The sequence below is a fragment of the Brooklawnia cerclae genome, assembly GCF_011758645.1.
GTDB classification, from domain to species: domain Bacteria; phylum Actinomycetota; class Actinomycetes; order Propionibacteriales; family Propionibacteriaceae; genus Brooklawnia; species Brooklawnia cerclae.
This window is the reverse complement of record NZ_JAAMOZ010000001.1, coordinates 1627717-1640056: the sequence shown is the minus strand read 5'-3', so window position 1 is coordinate 1640056 and position 12340 is coordinate 1627717. Positions and strand designations below refer to the sequence as shown.

Annotated in this window: 7 protein-coding genes; 6 read left to right on the top strand and 1 reads right to left on the bottom strand. The window is 70.3% G+C overall.

What is annotated here, in order from left to right; genetic code table 11:
• Positions 1 to 18: 18 nt before the first annotated feature.
• The gene (locus FB473_RS07545) at positions 19 to 4575 is read right to left on the bottom strand and encodes an ATP-dependent helicase (RefSeq protein WP_167166114.1); all 4557 of its coding nucleotides are present in this window, start codon (positions 4573 to 4575) and stop codon (positions 19 to 21) included.
• 142 nt (positions 4576 to 4717) lie between these two features.
• Between FB473_RS07545 and FB473_RS07540 the strand changes: the two genes are divergently transcribed.
• The 6 genes from FB473_RS07540 (at position 4718) to FB473_RS07515 (ending at position 12276) form a co-directional block, all read left to right on the top strand.
• The gene (locus FB473_RS07540) at positions 4718 to 6691 is read left to right on the top strand and encodes a YjhG/YagF family D-xylonate dehydratase (RefSeq protein ID WP_167166112.1); all 1974 of its coding nucleotides are present in this window, start codon (positions 4718 to 4720) and stop codon (positions 6689 to 6691) included.
• Positions 6692 to 6904: 213 nt separating this feature from the next.
• Positions 6905 to 8941 (top strand): threonine--tRNA ligase, encoded by a 2037-nt coding sequence (gene thrS, locus FB473_RS07535; RefSeq protein WP_341770066.1) that lies wholly within the window; start codon positions 6905 to 6907, stop codon positions 8939 to 8941.
• A 1-nt stretch (position 8942) separates the two neighbouring features.
• The gene (locus FB473_RS07530) at positions 8943 to 9593 is read left to right on the top strand and encodes an HIT family protein (RefSeq protein ID WP_167166108.1); all 651 of its coding nucleotides are present in this window, start codon (positions 8943 to 8945) and stop codon (positions 9591 to 9593) included.
• On the top strand, positions 9586 to 10203 hold the full coding sequence (gene pgsA, locus FB473_RS07525; protein ID WP_167166106.1) for a phosphatidylinositol phosphate synthase: 618 nt from the start codon (positions 9586 to 9588) through the stop codon (positions 10201 to 10203). The genes FB473_RS07530 and pgsA overlap by 8 nt, the downstream gene beginning before the upstream one ends.
• Before the next feature lie 9 nt (positions 10204 to 10212).
• Entirely contained in the window at positions 10213 to 11082 is an 870-nt protein-coding gene (locus FB473_RS07520; protein ID WP_167166104.1) for an LpxL/LpxP family acyltransferase, read from the top strand.
• Positions 11083 to 11124: 42 nt separating this feature from the next.
• Positions 11125 to 12276, top strand: a complete 1152-nt coding sequence (locus FB473_RS07515) for a glycosyltransferase family 4 protein (protein ID WP_167166102.1) — start codon at positions 11125 to 11127, stop codon at positions 12274 to 12276.
• Positions 12277 to 12340 lie beyond the last annotated feature (64 nt).

The following is a 12340-nucleotide window of genomic DNA, read 5'->3' as shown; positions in this document are numbered from 1 at the left end:
GCGTCCACTCGTGCCGGTTCAGCGGCGCAACCGATAGCCGCGCGGCGTCATCGCGAACCCGGCCACCGTGAGAGCCCCGATCAGTGGATGCCGCGAACCTAGCGCATCGGAGCCGTCGACGCGTTCGATGGTGAGTGCCGCGACGCGTCCCGAGGTGACCAGACCCGCCAGCGCCCCGGCCGCTCCAGCCAGAGCCTCGGGATCGCTGGTCCAGGTGAGGGCCGTCCGTCCGCCGCGCTCCAGATAGAGCACCAGCCGCCCGTCGGCCAGCACCACGAGCGCGCCGGCCTTGCGTCCCGGACGATGCCCCTGCTCGTCCGCGGGCGCAGGCCAGGGCAGGGCCGCACCGAACGGGTTCGCCGGGTCGCAGGCCGACAGCACGACGGGCGACTGCGCACTACCGCCCCGCAGCCTGTCGATCGCCCCGACGGTGGCGAACTGCGCGGCGCCCAATCCCTCGACGAAATACCCACGGCGCACGCGCCCGGCGTCCTCGGCTGCGCGCAGCACGCGATACAACCCGGCGAACCCGCCCTCGACGCCCTCGGATTGCACAGCTCCCCGCGTCACGACGCCATGGCGGTCGAGCAGCACATCGGCCAACTCGACCATGCGGGTCGTCGCGGGCCGCGCAATCGCGGGGACGCGTGACCACCGCCCGCCCGCGTCGAGGGGTGCGCTGCGCAACCTCGTGGCCATCCTCAATCTGCCGTATCGTCCGCGAGGTGCCGTGGTGCGACTGCGATGAGTCGTCGTCCCCCCGCCGAGCCTCGCCCGCAGGGGCGCTGGGGTGTCGTTGGTCACCAGACCCTTCCAGACCAGCTCCCACAAGGCCTCGCTGACCGCCCGCTCGCTCGCATCCGGCACCGCTGCGGCCAGCGCATCGAAGAAGTAGGCACCACCCGGGCTCATGGCATCCAGCAGCGCGGCCTCGATCTCGCCGTCGGGCTGTACCGCAGGAACAGGGGGCCCGACGAGATCGGCCGGTTGCAGGCTGACCCAGCCGTCGCGGGCCGCGATCGCGCCGTGGCCGCGCCATACCACCTCGCCCGCGGCACACAGCTCGTCCAGCATCGCGGGTGCGTAGTCGGCGACCCGTGCGGGCAGGACCAGCGACTCCACGGCTGAGGCGGGCAGCACCGCCCCGGCGAGTTGCTCGACGACCCGCATGACGCCCTCGACGCCGTGCAGCGCCCCGCCCACACCCTGCCAGGCGGGCAGGAACCGGACGAGGGCATCCCGCGGTACGGGCTCGACCTCGGCCCGGAGCGCTGCCAGGGAGCGACGGCGTACCGTCCGCAACACCTCGGGGTCGCAGAACTCCCGGGACGACGCGTCCGGCCTGAACTCACCGGTCACCAGGCGACCACCGGCCACCAGGCGTGCCAGGACGTCGGCGGCGACCGCGCGTCCGAGACCGAATCGGTCGGCGACCCCGGCCGCGTCGAAGGCCACATGGGTGCGTGCGAAGCGCAGGACGAGGTGGCCCAGAGGATCGTCGCCCGGGACGCGGAACGACTCGGGCAGATCGGGCGGAAGAGGCACGCCCAGCGCATCGTGCACCCGCCCGGCGTCCTCGGCTCCCACCCAGGTGTCGCGACCGCCGATGCGGGCCTCGAACACCCGCCGCGCAGCGGTGAGTGAGCCCAGCCAGTCGGTCACCGTGCCCGGGTCGGCCAGCGCGCGGTCCTCGATCTCGGCGGTCGTGAGCGGGCCGAGGACGCGCAGCAGGTCGGTGATGTCATCGGCGTCCCTGGCCTTGCGCGAGCCGACGAGGAACTGCAGTTCGTCGTATGTGCGGGCGATCGCATCGGGGTCGAGCAGTTCCCGTAGGCTCAGCCCCTCCGACGTGCCCAGGAGCTGGGCCAGCAGATCGGGATCGAGTGCCAGCGCCGCCGCCCGCCGCTCGGCCAGGGGGCTGTCGCCCTCGTACATGAACTGGGCCACATAGCCGATGAGCAGGGACGACGCGAACGGCGACGGCGCAGGCGTCGTCACCTGGACGACCCCGACCTGGCGCGACCGCACCTCGCGCATGAGTTCGACGAGCGCGGGCAGGTCGAAGACGTCCTGCAGACATTCCCGCACCGCCTCCAGGACGATGGGGAAGGCCGGATAGTTGGAGGCCACCTGGAGCAGTTGCGCCGATCGCTGCCGCTGCTGCCACAGGGCTTGCCGCCGTTCCGGGCGCCGCTTGGGCAACAGCAGGGCGCGGGCGGCGCATTCGCGGAAGCGTGACGCGAACAGTGCTGATCCGCCGATCGCGTCGGTGACGGCGGTCGCGATCTCGTCGGGATCGATCAGGATGGTCGCCAGCAGCGCCTCGTCCAGCCCGTCCTCGGAGCCCCCGCCTTGCAACAGGCCGCCGTCGCCGAGATCGGGCAACCGCAGGACGATGCCGTCGTCCGCATGCATCGCCTGGACGTCGACGCCGAACCGCTCGGCCATACGCGCACCGATCGCCAGCGCCCACGGCGCGTGGACGCGCGCGCCGAACGGGGAGTGGATGACCACTCGCCAGTCGCCCAGCTCGTCGGTGAACCGCTCGATCACCAGCTGCCGGTCGGTCGGCAGGGTCCCCGTCGCCTCCTGTTGCTCGCCGAGGTAGCCGAGCAGGTTGTCACATGCCCATTCGTCCAGGCCGGCGGCCGCGAGCCGCCGCCTCGCCGCAGGATCGTCACCGCCTGTGAGCTCCCGGACGAACGCACCCCGGGCACGTCCCAGCTCGAACGGGCGCCCGAGCGAGTCACCGTGCCAGAACGGGAGCCTGCCCGGCAGCCCGGGTGCCGGGGTGACGAGCACGTGGTCGTGAGTGATCTGGTCAACGCGCCACGAAGTCGTTCCGAGTGTGATGACATCGCCGACCCGGGTCTCGTAGACCATCTCCTCGTCGAGCTCGCCTACCCTGCGCCCCGGCCCGTCGCCGGCGACGAACACCGCGAACAGGCCCCGGTCGGGAATCGTGCCGCCCGAAGTGACCGCGATGCGCTGGGCGCCCCTGCGCGCCGTGAGGGTGCCCGCCGTGCGATCCCACACCAGGCGAGGCCGCAGCTCGGAGAACTCCTCCGAGGGATACCGCCCGGCCAGCATGTCGAGCACCGAGTCGAGGACCCCGCGCGTGAGGCCCGTGAACGAGGCCGACCTGCGCACGAGGGTTTCCAGGTCGTCCACGCGCCAGTCGTCCATCGCGACCATGGCGACGATCTGCTGCGACAGCACGTCGAGCGGGTTGGCCGGCACGGACAGCTCCTCGATGGCACCCGCCCGCATGCGCTCGGCGATCACCGCGGCCTCCACGAGGTCGCCGCGGAACTTGGGGAAGATCACCCCGCGGCTCACCGCGCCCACCTGATGACCGGCGCGTCCCACGCGTTGCAGGCCGGACGCGACGCTGGGCGGGGCCTCGACCTGGACGACCAGGTCGACCGCGCCCATGTCGATGCCGAGTTCCAGGGACGAGGTCGCCACCACGGCGGGCAGGCGACCCGCCTTGAGGTCGTCCTCGATCTGTTTGCGCTGCTCGTGGGAGACCGACCCGTGGTGGGCGCGCGCCAGCACCGGGGGAGCGCCGAACGCCCGGCCCGCCTGGCCCATCACCTGGGCGGGAACCTCCTGGCTTCGCTGAACGTGCGTGGTGCCGCCCGCCGGGCGCTCGTCGGCGATCTCGTTGAGGCGTGCCGTGAGGCGTTCGGCGACCCGCCGCGAGTTCGCGAAGACGAGCGTCGACCGGTGCTGTTCGATCAGGTCGACGATGCGCTCCTCGACGTGTGGCCAGATGGAGGTCAGTCTCGGGTCGTCGGAGGCGCGGTCTGCGACCCGGCCGTCGGCGCCCATGGCTCCCATGTCGGGCACCGGAACCACCACGTCGAGATCCCACTGCTTGTCGGGTGGCGGTGCCACGATCGTCACCGGCCGTCCGCCGGCAAGGAAACGCCCCACCTCCTCGACGGGACGGACGGTCGCCGACAGGCCGACACGCTGGGCGGGCGCGTCGAGCAGCGCGTCCAGACGGTCGAGGCTCACGGCCAGGTGTGCGCCGCGCTTCGTGCCGGCGACGGCGTGGATCTCGTCCACGATCACGGTGTCGACGCCACGCAAGGCCTCGCGTGCAGCCGAGGTGAGCATGAGGAACAGCGACTCCGGGGTCGTGATGAGGATGTCGGACGGCGTCCGGGCGAACCGTCGCCGCTCGTCGGCGGGCGTGTCTCCCGACCGCACGGCGACCGCGATGTCGGGGGCGGGCGTGCCCAACTGTTGCGCGGCGCGAGCGACCCCGACGAGAGGCTCGCGCAGGTTGCGCTGCACGTCTACCGCCAGTGCCTTGAGCGGTGAGACGTAGACGACGCGGCAGCGGCGCAGCGCATCGGCAGGCCGCGCGACCGAGGCGAGCCGGTCGATCGACCAGAGGAACGCCGCAAGCGTCTTGCCCGAGCCCGTCGGGGCCACGACCAGCGTGTGCTGCCCGGCCGATATGGCTTCCCAGGCGCCGGACTGGGCGGCCGTGGGCGCGGAGAAGCTCTCCTCGAACCACTTGCGGGTGGCAGGGGAGAACCGCGTGATCACACCATCGCCCATGACCCATCCAGCATGCCAGCGAGCACCGACAACCGGGCCAGGACGACCGGACCTGGCCGTAGCGGTCCTACACGATATTGGTAAGGTTCGGTGCCAGGGAACTGCGTTCACCGATGAACGCGTCGAATCGCAAGGAGTCACGATGACGCTGCAGGAGCTGTATGCCAGTTCCGGACCCGCCTTCTACGACGTGCGGACCCGCAAGGCCGGTCCTGCCGGGCGCCTGCCGCTGACACCCACGCTGCTCCGGGAGGCTCCCAGCGGCGACCTGTTCGGCATGACGATGAACGCCGGCATGGGCTGGAACCCCGACGAACTCGACCGGGACGGCGTCATGATCGTCAGCACGATGGGCGGCAGGGCGGACGCCGACGGTCGCCCCATCGCCCTCGGGCTCCATCAGGGCCACTTCCAGCTCGACCAGCTCGTCGACGCCGCTGCCCGTGAGATCGCCGCCCAAGGCGCCCTGCCGTACTCCGCGTCGGTCACCGACCCCTGCGACGGACGCTCGCAGGGCACCATCGGCATGTTCGACTCGCTGCCGTACCGCAACGACGCCGCCATGGTGCTGCGCCGGATCATCCGGTCGCTGCCCAACAGGCGCGCGGTCATGGGTATCGCCTCCTGCGACAAGGGGCTTCCCGCGATGATGATGGCGCTGGCGTCCATGCACGACGACCCGACGATCCTCGTCCCCGGTGGCGCCACGCTGAAGGCCACCGACGGTGAGGACAACGGCAGCGTGCAGACGATCGGCGTGCGGTTCGCCGCCGGTGAGATGAGCCTGGAGGACGCCGCCGTGCAGGGCTGCCGCGCCTGCGCCTCGGCGGGTGGCGGCTGCCAGTTCCTGGGCACCGCGGGCACCTCCCAGGTCATCGGCGAGGCTCTCGGCATGTCGCTCACGCACTCCGCGCTCGCCCCCTCCGGAGAGGCGATCTGGAAGGATCTCGCCCGGGCCTCGGCACGTGCGCTGCTGGATCTCAAGAACCGGCGGGTGCTCACGCGCGACATCCTGACCGACCAGGCCATCGAGAACGCCATGGTGCTGCACGCGGCCTTCGGCGGTTCGACCAACCTGCTGCTACATCTGCCGGCCATCGCACACGCGGCCGGCCTGCGTGTGCCGACCGTGGACGACTGGGCGCGTATCAACAAGGAGGTGCCCCGCCTGGTCAGCGTCCTGCCGATCGGACCGGTCAACTACCCGACGTCCATGGCCTTCCTCGCGGGCGGCGTGCCCGAGGTGATGCTGCACCTGCGCGGGCTCGGCCTGCTGCACTGCGACGCGCTCACCGCCACGGGCCAGACGCTCGGCGAGAACCTCGACTGGTGGGAGGGCAGCGAACGCCGGGCGCGATGCCGCAGGCGCCTGGTCGAGCACGACCACGTCGACCCGGACGAGATCATCTGCACCCCCGCCTCGGCGAAGGGACGCGGCATGACCTCCACGGTCACGTTCCCCAAGGGGAACCTCGCCCCCGAGGGCTCGGTGGTCAAGTCGACCGCCATCGACCCGAGCGTCGTCGACTCCGACGGTGTGTTCCGTCACACCGGGCAGGCGAAGGTCTTCACCTCGGAGCGATCGGCCATCGAGGCGATCAAGGACGGGCGGATCGCCGCCGGCGACATCATGGTCGTGATCGGGGCGGGGCCGCAGGGCACCGGCATGGAGGAGACCTACCAGCTCACCTCCGCCCTGAAGAAGGTGCCCTACGGCAAGCATGTCTCCCTGATCACCGACGCCCGGTTCTCCGGGGTGTCCACGGGTGCGTGCTTCGGCCACGTCGGCCCGGAAGCCCTGGCAGGCGGGCCCATCGGCCGCGTCCGCGACGGCGACACGATCGCGATCGTCGTCGACACGATCGGCCTGGAGGGCTCCATCGACCTCGTCGGGACCCCGGACGGCCCCCTGACACCCGACGAGGGCGCCGGCGTCCTGGCCGGGCGTGCCCTCTACCCGGGTCTCGGACCCGACCCCGACCTGCCCGACGACACCCGGCTGTGGGCCGCGCTGCAGGACGCGTCCGGCGGCACGTGGCGTGGTTGCGTCTACGACGTGGACCGCATCATCGAGGTCATCGAGGCCGGCAAGAAGGCTCTGGCCGCACAGGGTTAGGCGGTCGCCCGCCCGAAGACGCGGACGAAATCGTTTCGTGCGGACGAAATATCGCCCGCGGGAACCGATTTTGTCCGCATCTAGGGCAAAGGGCGCGCGGGCTCGGGGTGCCCATTGCCGCGGGCAGGGCGTTTTCGGGCAGAATGGGTCGCGGATGCGAGCCCGCATCCGTCGATACCCGGGCGGCCAGGTACGCCGCCGAAAGGAATGACCGTGTCCCTCAATGTCTTCATCACCCGAAACGGCACAGGCGAACCCGAGGCGGTGGAGACGGGCACTACCGGGCTCGACCTTTTCGGCTCCGACCACTCGATCGTGGCCATGGCGCTCAACGGGACGACGGTCGACCTCGCGACACCGCTGAGCGAGGGCGACGAGGTGCGTCCGGTGCTGATCGACTCGGACGAGGGGCTGTCCATCGTCCGGCACTCGGCGGCCCACGTCACCGCCCAGGCGCTCCAGCAGGTCTTTCCCGAGGCGAAGCTCGGCATCGGCCCGCCCATCACCGACGGCTTCTACTACGACTTCAACGTCGACCCGCTGACCCCCGACGACCTGAAGACGATCGAGAAGAAGATGCAGGCGATCATCAAGGAGCGCCAGCGGTTCGTCCGCCGCATCGTGACCGAGCAGGAGGCCCTCGCCGAGGAGGCCGCGGAGCCCTACAAGCTGGAACTCATCGCCGACAAGGGTGGTGCGTCCGCGGCCGACGGAAGCTCGGTCGAGGTCGGGGGTGCGGAACTCACGATGTACGACAACGTACGCCGCGACGGCTCGGTGGCCTGGAAGGACCTGTGCCGGGGACCGCACGTGCCGCACACCGGCTACATCAACGCCGTCGCGCTCACCAAGACCTCGGCGGCCTACTGGCGGGGTGACCAGCACAACGACATGCTCCAGCGCGTCTACGGCACAGCCTGGCCCACCCGCGACGAGCTGAAGGCCTACCAGACCCGCATGGAGGAGGCCGCCAAGCGCGACCATCGCAAGCTGGGCGCCGAGCTCGACCTGTTCAGCTTCCCCGACGAGATCGGCTCGGGCCTGGTGGTGTTCCATCCCAAGGGTGGCATCATCCGCATGGAGATGGAGGAGTACAGCCGCCGCCGCCATGTCGAGGCCGGCTACTCCTTCGTCAACACGCCGCACATCACCAAGAAGCAGCTGTTCGAGACCTCACGGCACCTCGAGTGGTACGCCGACGGCATGTATCCGCCGATGCGCCTGGACGAGGAGCGCGACGAGCAGGGTCACATCACCCGGCAAGGGCAGGACTACTACCTCAAGCCGATGAACTGCCCGATGCACAACCTGATCTACCGCTCGCGCGGCCGCTCCTACCGCGACCTGCCGCTGCGGCTGTTCGAGTTCGGCAGCGTCTACCGCTACGAGAAATCGGGGGTCGTCCACGGGCTCACCCGGGCGCGTGGCTTCACGCAGGACGACGCACACATCTACACCACCCGCGAGCAGATGAAGGACGAACTGGCCCGCCTGCTGACCTTCGTCCTCGACCTGCTGCGCGACTACGGCCTCGACGAGTTCTACCTGGAGCTGTCGACCCGCGACCCCAACAAGTCGGTGGGCGACGAGGCGACCTGGGAGGAGGCGACCCGCACTCTGGAGGAGGTCGCCACCGCCTCGGGGCTCGACCTGGTGCCCGACCCGGGCGGTGCCGCGTTCTACGGCCCGAAGATCTCGGTACAGGCCAAGGACGCCATCGGGCGCACCTGGCAGCTGTCCACGATCCAGCTCGACTTCTTCGAGCCCGAGTTGTTCGAGCTGGAGTACACGGCCTCCGACGGCTCCCGGCAGCGTCCCGTCATGATCCACAGGGCGCTGTTCGGGTCGATCGAACGGTTCTTCGGCGTCCTGGTCGAGCACTACGCCGGCGCGTTCCCGGTGTGGCTGTCGCCGGTGCAGGTGGTGGGCATCCCGGTGGCCGCGGCCTTCAACGACTACCTGCGCTCGGTGCTCGACAAGCTCGCCGCCAGGGGCGTGCGGGTCGAACTGGACGCATCGGACGATCGCATGCAGAAGAAGATCCGCACGGCCCAGAAGCAGAAGGTACCGTTCATGCTGATCGCGGGCGGGGACGACGAGCAGGCCGGTGCGGTCTCCTTCCGCTTCCGTGACGGAACCCAGCGCAACGGGGTCCCGGTGGACGAGGCGGTCGCCTTCGTCGCCGACTGGGTCGCCTCGCGGCGCAACGACGACCCGAGCGCCGTGGACGATTCGAGGGCGGTGGAATGACATGAGCGAGCCCACCGGCCCCGTCGGCGAAACCGAACCCCAGGTGGTGGATCCCCTCGATCAGCCGGGCGTCCCGGACGCCCTCCAGCGATTGTGGACTCCCTACCGGATGGTCTACATCGGCGGTGCCGACAAGCCGAAGGACGCCAGTGAGGCCGAGTGTCCCTTCTGCCGGGCGCCGAAACGCCCGGACGAGGAGTCGCTCATCGTCCATCGGGGAGCCCTCGCCTATGTCATCTGCAACCTGTACCCGTACAACCCCGGGCATCTGCTGGTGTGCACGTACCGTCACGTGTCGGACTACGTCGACCTCACGACCGCTGAGACAGCCGAGGTGGCGGAACTGACGCGGCGGGCCATCCGGGTCATCCAGCACGTGTCGGCCCCGGCGGGCTTCAACCTGGGCATGAACCAGGGCACGGTCGCGGGGGCGGGCATCGCCGCGCACCTGCACCAGCACATCGTCCCCCGCTGGCAGGGGGATTCGAACTTCCTGCCGGTGGTCGGGCGGACGAAGGCCGTCCCGCAGTTCCTCGCGGACACCCGCGGTCTGTTCGCCGACGCCTGGGTCGACCTCTACGGGGCCGTCCCGGACGATTCCCCGCTCGACGCGGATCCAACGCCCTTCCGTCCGGATGGTGAGGATGCTTGAGAAACTGAGATCGCGCTGGACCCGGGTGATCCTGCCCCCGGCGAGGGGCCTGTTGCGCCTCGGCATCAGCCCGGACGTCGTCACCTGGGTGGGAACCGTCGCCACCGTGGCGATCGCACTGATCTGCTTCCCGCGCGGCTGGCTGTGGCAGGGGGTGGCCGCTCTGGTGGTGTTCATCTTCTCCGACTCGCTCGACGGGACGATGGCCCGCGAATCGGGCCGTAGCTCGCGGTGGGGCGCCTTCCTCGACAGCACCCTCGACCGCATCGCCGACGGGGCCATCTTCGGGGGACTGGCCCTCTACTTCGCCGGGCCCGGCGACTCCGTGCCGTGGGCGGCCGCCGGGATCGGTGCGCTGGTCTTCGGGCAGGTCACCTCGTACACCAAGGCGCGCGGGGAGTCGCTGGGGATCGCGGTGAACGGCGGGCTGGCCGGCCGTGCCGACCGGCTCCTCCTCGGCCTGCTCGGTGCGCTGCTCACCGGCCTGCTCGGGCTCGACTGGATACTGGCGGCCGTCCTGATCGTCCTGTGCGTGGCGGGCGCGTTCACCGTCGGTCAGCGCATGGTCATCGTCCAGCGCGGTATCCGCGCCGCGGACGAGGACATCTGAGCGGCGCCCATGAGTCAGCACGCCGCCCGGGCGAAACTGCGCGCGCTGCAGATCGCCGCGCACATCCCGCCGGTGATCTGGCACCCTGTCGGGTGGGTCGTCTGTGTGGTCGTGGCGGTGACACGCCCGCGTCCCCTGCGGCAGTGGGAACTGAACGCGACGATCGCCACCGGCCGGGCACCGGGCTTTTCCGGCCGGCTGGCGGCCCAGTGGTCGTGGCTGCGCAACACCGTGGGATCACTGCAACTCGGCACCTGGAGCGAGCGCAGGATCGTCGGTGCCGTGACCATCGACGAGCAGCGCTTCGACGAGTTGCGCGAGCTGGCCGCGGGCCGGGGGCTCGTCCTGGCCCTGCCGCACATGGGCAGCTGGGACCACGCCGGGGCCTTCGCGTGCCTCAGTGGCCTGCCCGTCACGTCGGTCGCCGAGAAACTGCCCGCCGGGCAGTTCGAGTACTTCAGCCGCATGCGCGCACGCCTGGGCATGAACATCCATCCGTTCGACCAGCGCGGAGTCGTGGGTCTTCTGGCGGACGACGTGCGAAACGGCAGGGCGATCTGCCTGGTCGCCGATCGTGACTTCGGCAAACGTGGGATAGCGGTGACCTGGCCCACCCCGCAGGGCGGACGCGAACTCACTCTGCCCGCAGGGCCGATGCTGGTGGCCCAGCAGACCGGGGCGGCCCTCGTCCCCGCCTCGTGCCGGTTCGAGGGACGCCGCATGGACGTACGGATAGGCGAGACGATCGACGTCGCACCGGGCAGACAGGGTCTTCACGATGCGGCTCAGCGACTCGCTGAGGAGTTCGCTCGCGCTGTGAGCGACAAGCCGACAGACTGGCACATGATGCAGAGGTTCTTTCCCGGGGAACGCGCCTGAGCGCCCCGGACTTCGAACACGATCGGTGAGAGGTGGCGTGACATGCGGGTCGGACTGGTCTGTCCTTACTCGTTCCATCGCCCCGGGGGCGTGCAGAACCACGTCCTCGGGCTGGCGGGATGGCTGAAGTCCCAGGGACACCAGGTCTCGATCCTCGCTCCGGGCACACCCCCGCCCGGGATGCTGGCGGAGTACGGGCTCGTCCGCCACGAGTTCACCACCGGTGGCCGAGCGGTTCCCCTGAAGACCAACGGATCGGTGGCGCGCATCAACTTCGGCCCGGGTCCGGCCCGCAGGGCCAAACACTGGCTGGACGCCGGGGACTTCGACGTGGTGCACATCCACGAGCCGATCACCCCCACGCTGTCGCTGCTCACCCTGTGGCTGACCGATCGTCCCGTGACAGCCACGTTCCACACGGCGCGTCCCGTCATCAAGGGGCTGAAGCGGATCAACGACATGATGCCGAGAGTCGTCCGCCGCCTCGACGCGGCGATCGCGGTCTCGTCGGTGGCCGCGAAGGTGGCCAAGGCACACACGGGCGTCGTGCCGGTGGTCATCGGCAACGGCTTGGCGATCGGTGACTACGAGCTGACGCCGACGACGGGCACCTGGCGTGGCGGCGAGCATCCACGCATCACCTTCATCGGGCGGTACGAGGAGCCCCGCAAGGGCTTCCAGGTGCTCACGGCCGCGCTGCCGCTCGTCCGCACCGCCTACCCCGACGTCGAGGTGATCGTCGTCGGTCACGGGGACGAGATGTCGGTCGAGGGGGTCGAGTTCGTCGGCGGTGTCAGCGACCAGGAACGCAACCGCTGGCTGGGGGTCAGCGACGTCTATGTGGCCCCGCAGACCGGTCGTGAGAGCTTCGGCATCGTACTCATCGAGGCGCTGGCCTGCGGAGCGCCCGTGGTGGCCTCGCGGCTGCCGGCGTTCCTCGAAGTGCTGTCGGACGACGAGGGCATCTGTGGCCAGACCTTCCGCACCGGCAACTCCCAGGCGATGGCCAGGGCCATCGTCGCCAGCCTCCGCGAGCCTCGCGACCTGCGGCTGCAGCGCGGCTGGCGGCTCGCGGCCAGCTACGACTGGTCGGTGATCGGCCCGCAGGTGATGGCCATGTACGAGTTGGCCGCCGAAAACCGTTTCCAGGCGGTCGACCGGCCGAAGGGCCGCCCTCACCGTCGCATCACATAGGGTGGTTCCGTGGCAGACAACGAACAGGGATGTGCCACCGCGGGGGCGGACCCGTCGGGTCAGC